This is a genomic window from Pseudomonas capsici (assembly GCF_017165765.1).
Lineage (GTDB): Bacteria > Pseudomonadota > Gammaproteobacteria > Pseudomonadales > Pseudomonadaceae > Aquipseudomonas > Aquipseudomonas capsici.
This window is the reverse complement of record NZ_JAFGZD010000014.1, coordinates 1-17137: the sequence shown is the minus strand read 5'-3', so window position 1 is coordinate 17137 and position 17137 is coordinate 1. Positions and strand designations below refer to the sequence as shown.

General features: G+C 57.4%; 13 protein-coding genes. 5 read left to right on the top strand and 8 right to left on the bottom strand.

All coding sequences use genetic code 11. The features are described 5' to 3' along the window. The first annotated feature begins 16 nt into the window (after positions 1-16). Positions 17-967 (top strand): DMT family transporter, encoded by a 951-nt coding sequence (locus JSY17_RS17480; RefSeq protein ID WP_206402540.1) that lies wholly within the window; start codon positions 17-19, stop codon positions 965-967. On the opposite strand, the gene JSY17_RS17475 is transcribed toward JSY17_RS17480, so the two are convergent. Next, positions 942-1916: a 2-hydroxyacid dehydrogenase gene (locus JSY17_RS17475; RefSeq protein WP_206402539.1), complete on the bottom strand. Its 975-nt coding sequence runs from the start codon at positions 1914-1916 to the stop codon at positions 942-944. The genes JSY17_RS17480 and JSY17_RS17475 overlap by 26 nt on opposite strands. A gap of 87 nt (positions 1917-2003) precedes the next feature. Beyond that, positions 2004-2951, bottom strand: a complete 948-nt coding sequence (locus tag JSY17_RS17470) for a LysR family transcriptional regulator (RefSeq protein ID WP_117167022.1) — start codon at positions 2949-2951, stop codon at positions 2004-2006. Between the two features lie 175 nt (positions 2952-3126). On the opposite strand from JSY17_RS17470, the gene JSY17_RS17465 reads away from it, so the two are divergent. Genes JSY17_RS17465 through JSY17_RS17450 form a run of 4 tightly spaced genes read left to right on the top strand, consistent with a single transcriptional unit; the run spans position 3127 to position 7852 of the window. Beyond that, positions 3127-4560 (top strand): efflux transporter outer membrane subunit, encoded by a 1434-nt coding sequence (locus tag JSY17_RS17465; protein WP_206402538.1) that lies wholly within the window; start codon positions 3127-3129, stop codon positions 4558-4560. 17 nt (positions 4561-4577) lie between these two features. After that, a complete protein-coding gene (locus tag JSY17_RS17460) occupies positions 4578-6782 on the top strand; it encodes an FUSC family protein (RefSeq protein WP_206402600.1) in 2205 nt (734 codons plus the stop codon). Next, positions 6772-6972 carry a DUF1656 domain-containing protein gene (locus JSY17_RS17455; RefSeq protein WP_117182390.1) on the top strand — a complete coding sequence of 67 codons (201 nt, stop codon included), beginning with the start codon at positions 6772-6774 and terminating at the stop codon, positions 6970-6972. Before JSY17_RS17460 ends, JSY17_RS17455 begins: the two co-directional genes overlap by 11 nt. A gap of 22 nt (positions 6973-6994) precedes the next feature. After that, complete coding sequence (locus JSY17_RS17450; RefSeq protein WP_206402537.1) at positions 6995-7852, top strand: efflux RND transporter periplasmic adaptor subunit; 858 nt, start codon at positions 6995-6997, stop codon at positions 7850-7852. A 110-nt stretch (positions 7853-7962) separates the two neighbouring features. Here the strand turns inward: JSY17_RS17450 and JSY17_RS17445 are convergent, their stop codons facing one another. The 6 genes from JSY17_RS17445 to tssI all read right to left on the bottom strand — a co-directional run. Next, on the bottom strand, positions 7963-9045 hold the full coding sequence (locus tag JSY17_RS17445) for a DUF6708 domain-containing protein (RefSeq protein ID WP_332875326.1): 1083 nt from the start codon (positions 9043-9045) through the stop codon (positions 7963-7965). Beyond that, complete coding sequence (locus JSY17_RS25725; protein ID WP_332875325.1) at positions 9038-10123, bottom strand: DUF6708 domain-containing protein; 1086 nt, start codon at positions 10121-10123, stop codon at positions 9038-9040. The genes JSY17_RS17445 and JSY17_RS25725 overlap by 8 nt, the downstream gene beginning before the upstream one ends. Beyond that, complete coding sequence (locus tag JSY17_RS17435) at positions 10116-11210, bottom strand: DUF6708 domain-containing protein (RefSeq protein WP_332875324.1); 1095 nt, start codon at positions 11208-11210, stop codon at positions 10116-10118. The genes JSY17_RS25725 and JSY17_RS17435 overlap by 8 nt, the downstream gene beginning before the upstream one ends. A gap of 32 nt (positions 11211-11242) precedes the next feature. Further along, positions 11243-14563, bottom strand: a complete 3321-nt coding sequence (locus tag JSY17_RS17430; protein ID WP_206402536.1) for a toxin VasX — start codon at positions 14561-14563, stop codon at positions 11243-11245. Beyond that, the gene (locus JSY17_RS17425) at positions 14560-15459 is read right to left on the bottom strand and encodes a DUF4123 domain-containing protein (RefSeq protein ID WP_206402535.1); all 900 of its coding nucleotides are present in this window, start codon (positions 15457-15459) and stop codon (positions 14560-14562) included. Before JSY17_RS17425 ends, JSY17_RS17430 begins: the two co-directional genes overlap by 4 nt. Then, positions 15452-17137 (bottom strand): type VI secretion system tip protein TssI/VgrG (tssI, locus tag JSY17_RS17420; RefSeq protein ID WP_206402534.1); only part of this gene is annotated, 1686 nt, incomplete at its 5' end. The genes tssI and JSY17_RS17425, both read right to left, overlap by 8 nt.

Sequence of the window (17137 nt, the reverse complement as noted above, 5' to 3'; positions counted from 1 at the left end):
ATTGAGGAGCTGCATCATGAATATCTCGCTGTATCTGCTGACGGTCCTGATCTGGGGCACGACCTGGATTGCTCTGAAACTGCAACTGGGCGAGGTCGCCATTGCGGTGTCGATTTTCTATCGCTTCGCGCTGGCGGCCCTGATTCTGTTCGCCATGCTCTTGCTCAGTGGTCGTCTGCAACCGGTCAATCGTCGAGGACAACTGATCTGCATGGCGCAGGGCCTGTGCCTGTTCTGCATCAACTTCATGTGCTTTTACACCGCCAGCCAATGGATCCCCAGCGGCCTGATCGCCGTGGTGTTCTCGACCGCGACATTATGGAATGCGCTCAATGCACGAGTTTTCTTCAAGCAGAAAGTGGCACGCAACGTACTGGCTGGCGGTGCCATGGGCCTGACCGGGCTGGCTTGCCTGTTCTGGCCTGAGCTGGCCGACCACAGCGCCAGCCGGGAAACCTTTATCGGGTTGGGTCTGGCGCTATTGGGAACCCTGTGTTTCTCGGCAGGCAACATGCTGTCGAGTCTGCAACAGAAAGCCGGATTGCGTCCCTTGACCACCAATGCCTGGGGGATGTTCTACGGGGCGACGATACTGGGTGTGTATTGCCTGTTCAGCGGTGCGACCTTCGCCTTTGAATGGAATACGCGCTACATCGGTTCGCTGTTGTATCTGGTCATTCCCGGTTCGGTCATCGGTTTCACGGCCTACCTGACGCTGGTCGGGCGCATGGGACCTGAGCGTGCGGCATATTGCACCGTGCTGTTTCCGGTAGTGGCTTTGAATATCTCGGCGTGGGTCGAAGGCTATCAATGGACCTTGCCCGCCTTGTTCGGGCTGGGGCTGGTGATGCTAGGGAATGTGCTGGTGTTCAGAAAGCCCAAGGCCTCTTCCACAGTCATACCTGCCTCTGTGGGAGGGGCCTTGGCCGCGACGGTTTTTGTCAGCTCTTCCAGACCTGCGGATTGACCAGATCCTGCGGACGCTCGCCCAACAGCGCGCTGCGCAGGTTGTGGTACGCACGATCCGCCATGGCCTGACGGGTTTCGTGGGTCGCCGAGCCGATGTGCGGCAGGGTCACGGCGTTGCTCAGGCTGAACAGCGGCGACTCGCTCAGGGGCTCCTTCTCGTACACGTCCAGACCGGCACCGCGAATGGTGCCGTTCTGCAGGGCTTCGATCAGCGCCGGTTCATCGACGATCGGGCCGCGTGCGATGTTGATCAGGATTGCACCGGGCTTCATCAGCGACAGTTCGCGACGACCGATCAGATGACGGGTCTTCTCGCTCAACGGCACCACCAGGCAGACGAAATCCGCTTCGGCCAGCAGTTGATCCAGCGTGCGGAATTGCGCGCCCAGCTCCTGCTCGACTTCACTCTTGCGGCTGTTGCCGCTGTACAGAATCGGCATGTTGAAACCCAGGCGACCGCGACGGGCAATGGCTGCGCCGATATTGCCCATGCCGACGATACCCAGCGTCTTGCCATGCACATCGGTGCCGAAGTGCGGCGCTTCGATGCTGCGCTTCCAGTTACCGGCCTTGGTCCAGGCATCCAGTTCGGCCACGCGGCGGGCGCTGCTCATGATCAGCGAAAAGCCCAGGTCCGCCGTGCTTTCGGTCAGCACATCCGGGGTATTGGTCAGCAGAATGCCGCGCTCGCTCAGGTAGCCGACATCGTAGTTGTCGTAGCCCACCGAAATACTCGATACCACTTCCAGCTTCGTGGCCCCTTCAAGCTGTTCGCGACCCAGTTTGCGGCCTGCGCCGATCATGCCGTGGGTTTCTGGCAGCGCTTCGTTGAACTGGGCATTGAGGTCGCCCAGTTTCGGGTCTGGCACGATCACGTTGAAGTCTTGCGACAGGCGTTCGGCCATTTCAGGGGAGACACGGCTAAAGGCGAGTACGTTTTTTTTCATTGGGGCAGTCACTCTTGAGCGGTTGAATGAGTAGCACGCTAACATTCTTGCCCGTCCTTGGGCAGCCGCTTTTGCAAACGCGAAGGCTCAAGCCAGTGATTTCATCGAGTGAATATGCAGGTCGGCTTCGTCGGCAGCGAGAATTTCAGGCAGGGAGCCGCGCAGGTATTCGACCCAGGTCTTGATCTTCGCATCCAGATACTGACGTGACGGATAGATGGCGTAGAGGTTCAGTTCCTGGGAGCGGTAGTCGGGCAAGACCCGCATCAGGGTGCCGTTGCGCAGCCCGTCGATGGCCGAGTAGATCGGCAGGATGCCGATGCCCATGCCACAGGAAATCGCGGTCTGCATGGCGTCGGCGGAATTGATCAGCAGCGGCGAACTGTTGATGGTGACCATTTCCTGGCCTTGGGGGCCGTCGAACACCCACTTTTCCAGCGGGAAAACCGGGCTGACCAGGCGCAGGCAGGCGTGATTCAGCAAGTCGGCAGGGGTGTAGGCCATGCCGAAGTTCTTGATGTAGGCCGGCGAGGCACAAACGATGCTGTAGGTGATGCCCAGACGCTGCGACACAAAACCCGAATCCGGCAGCTCGCTGGCCAGCACGATGGACACGTCATAGCCTTCTTCAAGCAGGTCCGGTACGCGGCTGGTCAGGGTCAGGTCGAAGGACACATCCGGGTGGCTCTGGCGATAGCGGGCGATGGCATCGATCACGTAATGCTGGCCGACACCGGGCATCGAATGCATCTTGAGCTGACCGGTGGGCCGGGCATGGGCATCGCTGGCTTCGGCTTCCGCTTCTTCCACCGACGCCAGAATCTGTTCGCAGCGCATCAGGTAACGCTTGCCGGCTTCGGTCAGCGCAATGCGGCGGGTCGTGCGGTTGAGCAGGCGTGTCTGCAGGTGCGCCTCAAGGTTGGAGACGGCCCGCGAGACGTTGGCAGTGGTGGTGTCCAGTTGTGCTGCGGCCGCCGTAAAGCTGCCCGCTTGCGCCACACAACAGAAGGCGCGCATGTTTTGCAGAGTGTCCATGGGCAGTTCTCGGAAGACATGGCAAATTGTGACATGAAGTTACTAGCACATGGCAAGGGATTATCACCGTTTCTGTAATAAAGAATCACACTTTCCCCTGCTTATCGCCGTTCCGGCCGCCCCCTAGAATCGCGCCATTCAATAGCGCTTCATTTCCAGTCGGGAACTCGCAGCAGTGCCGCGTCGCATCATTTGGAGTTTCAGGCTCCTCAGTGTCTGGGCTGTATCGTCAATCATCAGCGGCTGTATCGGAACCGACGGAATCACTTCACAGGGCCGTGTCATGCCCTTCGAAAGCCTGGCCACCGATCAGGCTATCCAGAGCGCCGAGCGAGACGCCCACTGGCCTGAAGCCCGGTGGTGGAATGTCTATGGCGACCCGCAACTCGATCGTTGGATCGAACTGGCGACCCTCGGCAGCCCGAGCCTGGCGATGGCTGCCGCTCGTGTGCGTCAGGCAAGAGCGCTGGCCGGGATTGCACAATCCGCCGAAGGCCTGCATGTCGACAGCAGCGCCAGTCTGGCTCGCCACGACTGGCCGACCGATCAATTCCATGGCCCTGGCGAACTGGCCAATACTCGCACCTGGGACAACAATGCGTCGCTGGGCCTGAGTTATGCGCTTGATCTTTGGGGCCGTGAAAGCAACGCCAGCGAACAAGCGCTTGACTTGGCGCACATGAGTTCTGCCGAGCAACGCCAGGCGCAACTCGAGTTGCAGGAGAACATCGTCCGGGCCTATATCCAGCTGGCTCTGCATTACGCCCTGCTGGATATCGTCGAAGCGACGCTGACCCAGCAGCAACAGATTCTGGATCTGGCCCGGCGGCGTCTCAAGGGAGGTACCGGAACCCATTTCGAGGTCAGCCAGGCCGAGACGCCACTGCCGGAAATCCACCGGCAAATCGATGAGCTTGAAGAGGTCATTGCGCTGGAGCGCAATCGACTGGCCGTGCTGGCAGGCAAGGGGCCGGGCGAGGGCGCAGCATTGCAGCGTCCGAGCCTGTCGCTGCACACCGTACTCAAACTGCCTTCGGCCTTGCCCGCGCAACTGCTGGGACAGCGCCCGGATGTGGTGGCCAGCCGCTGGCGTGTCGAGGCTCAGGCGCGTGGAGTCGATGTGGCCCACGCCGGTTTCTACCCCAATGTCGACCTCGTCGGCAGCCTCGGCTACATGGCCACGGGTGGCGGGATGCTGGAGTTCCTGACCGGCAGCAAGCTCAGCTACAAAGCCGGCCCGGCCATCAGCCTGCCGATCTTCGATGGCGGACACTTGCGTGCGGAGCTGGGTCATGCCGTTGCCGGTCATGACCTGGCCGTGGCCCGGTACAACCAGACACTGGTGCTGGCCCTCAAAGATATCTCGGACCAGTTGATCCGGCGTGCCTCGGTGGACAAGCAACACCTGTTCGCCGCCGAGTCCGTCGCAGCGGCGCAGAAGACCTATGACATTGCCCTGATTGCCTATCAGCGTGGCCTGACCGACTACCTCAACGTGCTCAATGCCCAGACGCTGCTGTTCCGTCAGCAACAGATCCAGCAACAGGTCGAAGCCGCTCGCCTGAGTGCGTATGCCGGGTTGGTGGTTGCGCTGGGGGGAGGCCTGTGACCCGACTCCCGTTATTCATAGATGGTCCGGGGCACCGCCGTCGCGGCCAAGGCCCCTCCCACGGACTCAACGCGTTGCCCTGGCGGCGTGAATTCAACAACTGGGCGCGCAGCGACGGTGTCACCTGGATCTATATCTTCAAGGTGCTGATCGCCGCGTTCCTCACCTATTGGCTGGCCCTGCGCCTGGAACTGCCGCAACCGCGCACGGCCATGATCACCGTGTTCATTGTCATGCAGCCTCAGAGCGGGCATGTGTTTGCCAAGAGCTTCTATCGCCTGCTCGGCACGCTGGCGGGTTCGGCCATGATGGTGCTGCTGATGGCCTTGTTTGCGCAGAACTCGGTGCCGTTTCTCGGTTGTCTGGCGTTGTGGGTAGGGATCTGTTCGGCGGGCGCGGCACGCTATCGCAACTTCCGGGCTTACGGTTTTGTACTGGCGGGCTACACGGCGGCAATGGTCGGCCTGCCCGCGCTGGCGCATCCGGAAGGAGCGTTCATGGCGGCGGTCTGGCGGGTCGTGGAAATCGCTCTGGGCATTGTCTGCTCCACCGCTGTGACTGCAGCGATTCTGCCGCAGAGTTCCGGTGCGGCAATGCGCAACGCGCTGTATCAACGCTTTGGTGTGTTCGCGCGTTTTGTGGTGGATGGCCTGCGCAGTGTCAACGAGCGGGCGGCTTTTGAAACCGGTAACGTGCGGTTTGTCGCCGAAGCCATCGGTCTGGAAGGGCTGCGCAGCGTGACGGTATTCGAGGACCCGCACATGCGGCGTCGCAACGGGCGACTCAATCGCCTGAACAGCGAGTTCATGGCCCTAACCACCCGTTTCAATGCCCTGCATCAATTGCTTGAGCGCCTGCGAGCCGATCCGGCGAATGGCGTCATGCGCCGGGTCGATCCCGGCCTGGATCGGCTGATTCAATTGCTCGATACCTTTGCCGATCGGTCCCTGACCATTGGCGATGCCGCGGTGCTGGTGCAACGACTGGAAGCCTTCAAGGCCGAACTGCCCGATCTGGTTCGCAGTCTGCGTGCCGAGCTTGAACAGAGCGCGCCGGATGACGCTGAGCTGCTGGATTTTCATACGGCTTTCGAGCTGCTGTATCGCCTGGTCAACGACCTGCACGATTACGCTCAGACCCACGCTTCGCTGGCCGATCACAACCATGTGCGCGAACAGTGGGAGGAGTCGTTCGTGCCGCGTACCAGCTGGATGACCGCGCTGGCAGCCGGGGTGCGTGCGAGTACAGTCGTGGCGTTGCTGAGTGCGTACTGGGTGCTTACGGCCTGGCCCAGCGGCGCGATCATGACCCTGGCGTCCGCTGCGACCGTTGCCCTGTCGTCCACCACCAACAACCCGCGGCGCATGTCGTTCCAGATGGCATGCGGCACCTTGCTGGGGGCGATCCTGGGCTTTGTCGAAACCTTTTTCATCTTCCCGCAGATCGATGGTTTTCCATTACTGTGCCTGGTGCTCGCTCCGGTGTTTGTGGTCGGGGCTTTCCTGGCCTCGCGGCCACAGTGGGCCGGTTACGGGCTGGGCCTGCTGATCTTTTTCAGCATCGGCTCGGTGCCGGACAACCTCACGCTCTACAACCCCTACACCTTTATCAACGACTACATCGCCATGGTCATCGGCATGCTGTTCTGCGCCGCCGCAGGCGCAATCATCCTGCCGCCCAACAGCCGCTGGATGTGGGATCGCCTGGAGGATGCCTTGCGTCGGCAAGTGGTATTCGCCATCAGCGCGCCTTTGCCGCGCCTGGGTTCCAGCTTTGAAAGCCAGACCCGCGACCTGATGCATCAGGCCTATGGTCTGGCAATCGGCAGACCCGAAGTGCAGCGTGAATTGCTGCACTGGATGTTCACGGTGCTGGAAATCGGTCACGCGATCATCGAGCTGCGCCGCGAACAGGCCATCCTGCCGATCCATCCCAGCTACGCCGAGCATCAATCCTGGCGCATTGCGATCCGGGTCATGGGCCGCTCGCTGATACGCCTGTTCATCCAGCCCGATGCCAGCAACCTGCAGCGTTGTCTGGTGGCGGTCGATCACGCCATCAGCCGTGTGCAACTGACCGACGAACCCTTTGCCTCGCACTTCGACACCTCGGTGTTGCGGCGGGTCAAAAGCTACCTGCATTTCATCCGCACCTCGCTGCTCGACCCGCAGTCGCCACTGGCCGCGCATGGCCGCCCGCAAGGAGTCGCCCATGCCACGTGAAATCGCCTTTCACGGTCTGTACATGCCGACCATCACCCTGATGTTCCTGATTGCGCTGGTGCTGGCCTGGGCGCTGGACCGACTGCTGGCCGGGTTCGACCTGTACCGCTTCTTCTGGCACCCGGCGCTGCTGCGCCTGAGCCTGTTTACCTGCATTTTCGGCGCTCTGGCGCTGCCCTTTTATCGTTGATACCCGGTTCGAGAACCTCTGGATGAAAAAGCTCTTCAGTCTGATCGCCACCTTGCTGGTCCTGGCTCTGGCCATCTTCATCGGCCGGACCTTGTGGGTTCACTACATGGAAACACCCTGGACCCGCGATGGCCGGGTGCGGGCCGATATCATCAACGTCGCGGCGGAAGTGTCCGGCACCGTTATCGATGTGCCGGTACGGGATAACCAGCAGGTGAAAAAGGGCGACCTGCTGATGCAGATCGACCCCGAGCATTACCGGATTGCCGTCAAGGAGGCACAAGCCTTACTGGCCTCGCGCAAGGCCACCTGGGAGATGCGCAAGCTCAACGCCAAGCGCCGCGCCGATATGGATAACCTGGTGGTCTCCACCGAAAACCGCGATGACGCCAGCAACATCGCCACCTCGGCCCTGGCCGATTACCAGTTGGCCCAGGCGCAACTGGAAGCGGCTGAACTCAACCTGTCACGTACCCGCGTGCTGGCGTCCGCGGACGGTTATGTCACCAACCTCAACGTCCATCGCGGCGACTATGCCCGTGCAGGCGAAGCGAAAATGGCCGTGGTCGATATGAACTCATTCTGGGTCTACGGCTTCTTCGAAGAAACCAAATTGCCGCATGTGCATGTCAATGACCCGGCTGAAATGCAATTGATGAACGGCGAAGTGCTCAAGGGCCATGTCGAAAGCATCGCCCGCGGCATCTACGATCGCGACAACCCGCAAAGCCGCGAACTGATCGCCGACGTCAACCCGACCTTCAACTGGGTCCGCCTCGCCCAGCGCGTGCCGGTGCGTATTCATCTGGATCAGGTGCCTGATGGCTTGCTGCTGGCGGCGGGGATGACGTGTACGGTGGTTGTTGAGCCCGGGTTGTAGCGAATCGGGCGGCGCTCCGCTCATTCGCGAAGAGTCGAGTTCACTCCCGTGGGAGGGGGCTTGCCCGCGACAGGGCCGTGAATATTTATCCACAGCCGTGGCGTTATTACTCAGGCATTCTGTGATTCTTCAGCCTTCGATTCACTCAGGTCGGCTTTGAAATACGTCATGAAGTCCTGCCCCTGGGCAAAGGCTTTTTCGAGGTCTGCGCTTTGCTGTTTGAGGGCCGGGCTTGGTTTGGCCTGTTGTTCAGGGGGCAGCGGTTTTGACCAGTCGGCAATCGAGTCGGGCAGGGCTTTCATGGTGTAGCGCTGGTCCCATGCGGCGATCCAGTAGGGCACGCGCCACAAGGTGACGATATGAGTTAAATACCACCAGCCAACGCCCAGCGCGGAGCGTTCTTTATGTTGGTATTCCTCGCGCATATCTTCGCGTTCTTTGTCGAAGGTATGAGAGCCTTCGTGGGTGGCCTTGCCGGGACAGAAGTCCGGGCCTTTTTCCATGTAGACGCGAATGGCTTCCCATTTGGCCAGCCCGTGCAGAGGCGTGGGTACGCCCTGTCTCAGAAAATGCACCTTGTCACCCACGGGATCGTCGATGGCCATGCCAAAGGTATAACTGCTCATCACGCCCACTCCGGTAAAACCGGTGCTGACCGACACCCAGGCAACGGTGTCTTCCCAGGGCTGTATGACTGGTTCATTGGAGCCGTCCGGGAAGTAACAGACTTCCCGGCGTTGACGGTTGAAACGTATCGGGCGAGTGCGTGCTTTAGCGCGTGTTGTGCTGACAACGGCGTATATACCAATAAGTGCACCCAAGCCTCCAGCCCATATTGAAACCCATAATCCGAATACAAAGAAATCACTGAAGTAATACCAGAACGTCCTCCCAAACGGATTAAAAAATGTTCCGAAACCTGCTAAAACAGGAGCCACAATAAGGCATACGATAATCATAAACATAGGTATCATTACACACAGTCGAGCCTGATAAGACTTACCTTGATTGCTACTTCCCACGTCCAGATAGACATCGTTGACCTCAAGAAAGCTTCCTCCGAGATCCATTGGAGGTTGTCCGGTAGGCACGGGAAGTGGTGACAGAAACACACTTTCGCCGGTAGCAAAACGACGTATTTCACCCGCCTTGGGGCGGTGGTGTTTCAGGTCCAGTTCGTCATGCTCAGACATGCGATGAATCTTCAGCCTTGCTTTCACTCAGCTCGACTTTGAAATACGTCATGAAATCCTTTCCTTGAGCAAAGGCTTTTTCGAGGTCGGCGCTTTGTTCTTTGAGCGCTGGGCTGGGCACGGCCCATTGTTCAGGAGGCAGAGGTTTTGACCAGTCGGCAATCGAGTCGGGCAGGGCTTTCATGGTGTAGCGCTGGTCCCATGCGGCGATCCAGTAGGGCGCGCGCCACAAGGTGACGATATGAGTTAAATACCACCAGCCAACGCCTAACGCGGAGCGTTCTTTATGTTGGTATTCCTCGCGCATATCTTCGCGTTCTTTATCGAAGGTATGTGCTCCTTCGTGGTTGGCCTTGCCGGGGCAGAAGTCCGGGCCTTTTTCCATGTAGACGCGAATGGCTTCCCATTTGGCCAGCCCGTGAATCGGTGTCATGACGACTTGCCGAAGAAAATGCACTTGGTCATTTTTCGGATCGTCGATGCCCATGCCAAAGGTATAACTGCTCATCACGCCCACCCCGGTAAAACCGGTGCTGACTGAAACCCAGGCGACGGTGTCTTCCCAAGGCTGAATGACCGGCTCATTGGAGCCATCCGGGAAATAGCAGACTTCCCGGCGCTGACGGTTGAAGCGTATCGGACGAGTACGGGCTTTGGCACGTGTTGTGCTGACAATGGCGTATATACCAATGAGTGCTGCGGCTCCCCCTCCCCAAAGTGAAAACCATAATCCGAATACAAATAGATTGCTGAAGTAATACCAGAAGGTTCTTCCGAATGGATTAAAGATTGACCCAAAGATTCCCATTGAAATGGGGAGTAGTACAAGGCATACGATGATCGCCGACATAGGCATCATTACACACAGTCGAGCCTGATAAGACTTACCTTGATTGCTACTTCCCACATCCAGATAGACATCATTGACTTCAATAAAACTTCCTCCGAGATCCATTGGAGGTTGTCCGGTAGGCACGGGAAGTGGTGACAGAAATACACTTTCGCCGGTAGCAAAACGACGTATTTCACCCGCCTTGGGGCGATTTTGTCTGAGGTCCAGTTCGTCATGCTCAGGCATGCGATGATTCTTCAGCCTTGCTTTCACTCAGCTCGACTTTGAAATACGTCATGAAATCCTTTCCTTGAGCAAAGGCTTTTTCGATGTCGGAAATTTGTTCTTTGAGCGCCGGGCTGGGCACGGCCCATTGTTCGGGGGGCAGCGGTTTTGACCAGTCGGCAATGGAGTCAGGCATTGATTTCATGCTATAGCGTTGGTCCCATTGTGCGATCCAGTACGGTACGCGCCACAGGGTAACGAAGTGTCTGAGGTACCAAAAAAACACTCCTAGAGCAGAACGCTCGTTGTGTTGATATTCCTCACGCATATCCTGGCGTTCTTTATCAAAAGTATCCGGGCCCTCGTGTGCGGCCTTGCCAGGACAGAAGTCCGGGCCTTTTTCCATATACACACGAATGGCTTCCCATTTGGCCAACCCGTGAATCGGTGTCATGACGACTTGCCGAAGAAAATGCACCTGGTCATTTTTTGGATCGTCGATAGCCATGCCAAAGGTATAACTGCTGATCACGCCTACTCCGGTAAAACCGGTGCTGACCGAAACCCAGGCTACGGTGTCCTCCCAAGGCTGAATGACCGGTTCATTGGAACCGTCCGGAAAATAGCAGACTTCCCGGCGCTGACGGTTGAAGCGTATCGGACGAGTACGGGCTTTGGCGCGTGTGGTGCTGACAATGGCGTAGATGCCAATGAGTGCACCCAAGCCTCCAGCCCATATTGAAACCCATAATCCAAATACAAAAAAATCACTGAAGTAATACCAGAACGTTCTTCCAAATGGATTAAAAAAAGTCCCGAAGCCCATTAGAATAGGAAGCACTATTACAAAGGCTATGATTGCTGACATAGGCAACGACACAGCAAGCCGAGCTTGAAAAGACTTACCTTGATTACTACTCCCTACATCCAGATAGACATCGTTAACCTCAAGAAAACTTCCCCCGAGATCCATTGGGGGTTGTCCGGTAGGCACGGGAAGTGGTGACAGAAACACACTTTCTCCGGTAGCAAAACGACGTATTTCACCCGCCTTGGGGCGGTTGTGTTTGAGGTCCAGTTCGTCGTTTTGATCGGGTTTGGAAGACATAGATTCAACCAGAAAATAGGCAAGAGGGATGGCTAGAGAACATCGTTGTTCACCAGTAGCCACGGAGCATCAGTGGTACGAGTCTTCAATACAGTAACCTCTGAAAGCAGCTTGTTATCTTTATCACCCAGCGAGGTGGTTTCAAAACGTTTCTCCCGGAAAGCCGTATCGCCGGGAACCGGGTGATACTTCAAGGCGATAGCCAGCCCATGCTGTGCATTGGCCTGGTTCTGGAATATTTCCAGGCCCAATTTGAGTGGGGCGTCGGGAGCACTCAGCAGATCGAGTTGGTACAGGAACGGTTCACTCCAGGCTTCCCAATCATTGCGTTGACTGTTTTGCAGGAAGTAGGCGCTGAGGCCAAAGTTGACGTCGTTGAGTTCTCTGGCTGTCATCCCAGGTAAGTGCAGGATGAGCATGGGCTTGCTATCGATATGTTCTAGCGAGACTTTTGGTGAGGAGGTAATCTCGGCCAGCGACAGACGCTCTTCAGGCAAGGTTCGATTTTTGTTCTGTTTGCCCCACGGGCTTTCCAGCAACCATTTATCAAGCTGGGTTTTATTGTTGCGGTTATATAGCCATTCTCCACCGAGTTGGAGGCCAGTGAGAGCCAGGCCAATCAAGTTGGCACGTGCGACGACGCTCAGTAGTTTTCCTCCTGCTGTTACCCAGGCAAGTGCCCGTGCCTGACTGGCACTGGTCATTGCAGCATAGGTGTATTGAGTCGTTCTAGCCGTAGCCCAACCATTGACCACCAGTTGTCCGGCGTCTCCAGTAAGAGTCATGCTTGCACCCGCTAATTTAGCGCCATTGCCTGATCGCAAGGCTTCTGTCCAGCGGCTCACAGAGCCTTTTTCGCCATATAAGCTGGAGCCTGCAGCAATGGTGCTAAAAAAATAGGTAAAAAGACTTAGCGAAGCGGTGATTTTTCCTAACTTTGCGGCCATTTTTATTTGGCCTGCTTTACTTGAGTAATTGTTAATTGCGACTGTAAGACTCGTAATAACTATGCCTTGTGCCGCAGCAAAAGTCCCTCCAACCATTGAAGAAAAAGCATTTACAAGAGCCAGTTTGTCGGAGGTATCTGCGTTTGTCTTATTCAGGAATTCGCTAACCACAGTCGCAAAGTTAATTATCTGCAAAACCGCCGCCGCCGAAGCAAATAAATCGCCCCCAGCAGACGTGAAAACAGCGTTGCTGACCCCCTTGAAGGGACGCTTGAGCCGATAGTCGTCAGCCATTCTCTCGAACTCAAGCAACTGAGCATTGTTAAGCCCGGCGATCTTGAAGCCCGCTTTGCCCGCTCCATCCCCGACGGGACTCATGGCCTGAGCAACGCTTCCTTCAAGAGGCAGGACAGCCTGTTGCAGGGCCTTGCGTTGAGCCGCCAATGGTTTGTAGCTGCCTTTGGGGGCCTGACCTTTATGTTCCCTGGCCAGGGTCTGTTTGATCTGATTTTTGAGTGAGCGCATTTTCTGACGGAGCTCGGTCAGTTTTGCGACATCCTCATTGAATTTCCTGATCTGGCTGGCCGAGGAGAACTGCAGCGTTATTCCGTTTTTACTGAAGGCCTGCAAAACATTTATCCAGGAGGCCCCTGGAATATTGCGCAGCACTTTTGATGGGTCGAACGGCTGACCACTGCGCAAACCCTGCATCGCATCATCGAGTGCGCCTGCCAGACGTAACTGTTTCGCAGGATCGTAAGTGGTGTCACGTAGCTGGCCGAGCATTATGTCGGTATCGGTAAGCTGCAAGGAGTCTGGCAGATGCTGGGCCAGCAGATTGCCAAACTTGCCGCTAAGCTCCTGAGTACCGGCATAGTCGTTCTTGACCATGAGGGTGTCACGCAGGGACTTGATGAATGACATCAGCTTTGCATGCAGGTCTTTTTGGTCGGCCTGGCTCAAGGTTATAAAGGAGGAGACCGAAAAACCGGGTTGTTGCTCAATCAGTTTGGCGAGTTTTTCAGTTGCGCCGTCGGTCCGGCAAATATCCTTGAGAGCTGCATATTCAGTCGCCAGAAGTGCATGCCGTTGTCCTTGAGGCTTTGGATCGAAATACCAGGCTGAACGATGGAAACGTTCCTCGGTTACCAGCTTGATGCGATCATCGGTGATCAAATCCAGCCGTTTGTTCCAACGCTCCAGATGGGCTTGTTGTTCCTTGATGAATGCTTCCATGGGCGTTCGGTCAATAAGGTCATTGATGCCCTGTTGACCCATCTTTGCACCTTCGAGTGCTTCTTCGGCATTGCCATCAATGGATTCGATCAGATCTTTGTACTTGGGATAGAGTGCCCCCAGGCTTTCTCGCATCCGTATCTTTGCTTTGGCAACACTTACCGGCGTTGACCATAAATTGGCAAACTTCTGTTGGTTTTTATGGTTGACGTAATCAGCGATGGTTTGCCGTTGCTCGGCATTCGTTTCATCCTTGAGCCTGGCAAAGCGCGGATCGTTCTGCGACGCTTTGAGAATGCTGTCGCCGGTCACTGTGTACAGGGTTTCAATGTAGCAACCCATGACATATTTCTTCTGCGTCTCCTCCGAATTACTCCACTCACTGATCCAGCCCGCGACCAGATCCTGATGTTCGGCGAGATCGCGCAGTACGCCGATATCATCCTGTACGACCAGATACAGATGGTCCTGCTCATACTCGGCCTTGACCTGTTTTTTCAAGGTCCCGAGCTGTGTTTTCTTGAACTGGGTTGCCTGTTCCCAGACATAGTCTTTACTTTCTTCGGGCTTGGTACCTGCGATTGCGGGGGCTTTGCCCGGTTGTTCGGCAATCTCCGCAACCCACTTTTCTGCCTGTTTGCTGGTCAGCAGATTGGCTGCGCCTTTTTCCGGGTCGGCCTTGGCAAGGCTGACCTTCTGCATGAAGTATTCACGCTCGGACTTGTGCTTGATGACCTGCGCGCATTTGGCAGCGGTCCATTGCACTTCGGAGTAGTTGACATAGAGATCGTTGGCACGTGTGAAGACCAGCGTCGCTTCGCCTACGTTGCTTTCGCGTTTGTCGGCAGTGACTTCGCTTTTATCCCACAGCAGTTGGGTCACGATGCCATTTTCAATGCGGTATTCATGCAGGATGGCTTGAGGCTTCTTGTCGACGATTACATAGAGCCAGCCGTCGCGGATCAGGCGAATACCCAGTGGGCGTGAGACGGTTTTGTAAGGCATCGCCAGTTCGCTGGACGGGTCGAGTCGTTCGACCAAGCCATAGCGCAGGGGAATGAGCTGGATTTTTGCCTTCATCAGGGGGCAGCCGCCCATGGCGGATTTGCCATCGTCTCGGCTCTTTGCAACGGCGTTCGGGCTTTTGCCGGCCGACGTGGGCGTAGTCATCCTTGGCTCCTGTTGAAGGTTTCAGCCCGTTCCTGTGCGATATCAGCGACCCGTTCGAGTCGCTGGGCGGGCGTTTGTTCCGATGGGGTGCTGAGAATTGCATCGAGGTCTGGATGTTCTTCCAGCGCTCGTTCACCCAGAAACCCGTGAATATTGGCGTAAAGGGTAATATCGAGTTCGGTGTTGAAGCCTCGGTCATAAGAGGTCGAGGCCAGAGCATGCAGATGTTCCCAGCGTTGCAGGGGGGTGGCTTGCGCCTGATAGGAGGGGAAGTATTCGTGCATATGCTCATCGAGCCGAAGGACAAGGCCGCGGAAGTTCACTTCGTCCAGTTGGCTCAGTTGTTCGTCGCTCAACCGGTAGAGCTGCTTGCGGTCAGGCTCCAGTGCCTTGCCCGGTCGTTGATCCACATGCCAGCACCCCAGCGCGACATCGGCAGTGACGATCTGTGTACAAGGACCGAACAGGGTCGCGTCCTTGATACTGTTTGCATGGACGAGCAGCGCATGGGTCACGGCGGGGTCGGCGATACGCAATAAAACTTCTTCACCTTGCGGATGCATCACACTGGTGAGCCAGCGAAAATGCGTGACCATGCGATCCCATGGCTGATCGCTGAAAACAAGGTAGCCCCACTCCTTGGGGGCGGCGTTCAGGAATTGCATCAGGATCGGATTGTTCTGTGCTTTTACCCGGACAAGGCAGGGAGAAATATCACCCAGTTCGGCCCATCGGGTGCCGAGGTAGAGCGGCTCGAACTCAGGATTATCCGACCACTGATAGAGATGCCGTTGCAGGTGTTCGACACTCACCCCATCGAGCAACAAACCTGTCGTGCCGTTCCATGGCAGACCTTTCGGAAGGCCATTTTCCAGCGCCCACTCGGACTTAAGCATCCTGCGCCTCCTGCTTGGCAGCTTCGCAGATCGCACAAATCGGCTTCTTCTGCATCAGCGCCTGACGCTGTGCCGGGATCAGCAGTTTCCCGGCCTTGTCCGCATCCGCCTGCTTCAACGGCCCCGGCAACAGGGGGGCTGCACCGGTCCCGCTGCCCGGGCTGCCACCGGCATTGACGTTGATCATTGGCCCGCTCAGGGTCACGCCGCTGGCGTCGATCTTGATGAAGGTGCCGCCGCTCTTGAGGGTCAGTTCGCTGCCGGCTTCGATCACGAGTTTCATGCCGCTGCTCAGGTGAATTTCCTGCCCGGCCTCGATGAACTGCCCCGTGCCGATCTTGACGTGCTGGTTGGTCGCGACAGTCAGGTGATCGTCGGCCCGGGCTTCGACCTTGCGGTCGGCGTAGGTGGTGTGATGTTCCTCGGCCTTGAATTCGCTGTAGCTGTTCTGCTCGACGGTGTCGTGGCGTTCGTTGCCGACACGGATCTTCTGGTCGTGCTCGATGTTCTCGTCCCAGTCGCGCTGGGCATGGAGGTAGATCTGTTCCTGACCTTTCTTGTCCTCGATGCGCAGTTCGTTGTAACCGCCACCGCCCGGTGAACTCAGGGTCTTGAAGGTGCTGCGGGTCTTGTTGGCCGGCAGTTCGTAGGGAACGACGTTTTCCTTGTGGTACAGGCAGCCGCTGATCAGCGGCTGATCGGGGTCGCCTTCAAGGAAGGTCACCAGCACTTCCATGCCGATGCGCGGGATGGCGATGCCGCCGTACTGGGCACCGGCCCAGGCGGACGAGACGCGCAGCCAGCAACTGGTCTTGTCGTCGGCCTGGCCTTCACGGTCCCAGTGGAACTGCACCTTGACCCGACCGTACTGGTCGCAGTGGATCTCTTCGCCTTTCGGCCCGGTGACCACGGCGCTCTGGCTGCCGAGGATGCGTGGCTTGGGGTGCAGCAACGGCGGGCGGTTCGGTACGTCCCAGGGCGTGGCCTTGAAACGGTTGCGATAGCCCTGGTGGAAATCGTCCTTGAGCGCGGTGGTGTCGCTGGTCACCGACTCTTCCAGCACTTGCGGCTGTTTGCCCTCGTGGAGGATTTCGGTCAGCAACCACAGGTCGTTCCATTTGGCCTTGGGGTGCTGGGTCAGGGCCAGGAAGTGGCCGCTGACCAGCAGCGGTTGATCACTTTTGCCTTCGGCCAGTTGATAGTCGCTGCGATGACGCTCGAGGGCGCGCTTGGCCAGGTGTTTGCCGCGCTCGCGGTCCACGAAGCGCCCCGGGTAGTCGTAGTCCTCGAGGTCGGGCAGGGCGTCGCCACGGTTTTCGCTTTCCAGCGTCAGGCGTGGTTTCTCGAAGTCGTAGTCGCGGCGGGTGGTGCGACTGGTGCGGGTTTCCAGGCGCAGGTCGAAGCGTTTGATGACCGGGTCGTTGGCGACCAGGCCGGAGTCTTGCTGATAGGCCACGGGGGCGAGTTTCGGGAACACCGTCTGGTCATCGCCGAACACCAGCTTGTGGGCCGTGCTGCTGTGCTGGAAGTGGTAGTGAATCCCTTCCTCTTCGCACAGGCGCTGGATGAAGTGCAGGTCCGATTCATCGTACTGGACGCAATAGATGCGCTCGGGATAAACCGACCCGACCTTGAATTCGTAGGCATTGCTCTGGATGCCATGCTCTTCGAGGACCTG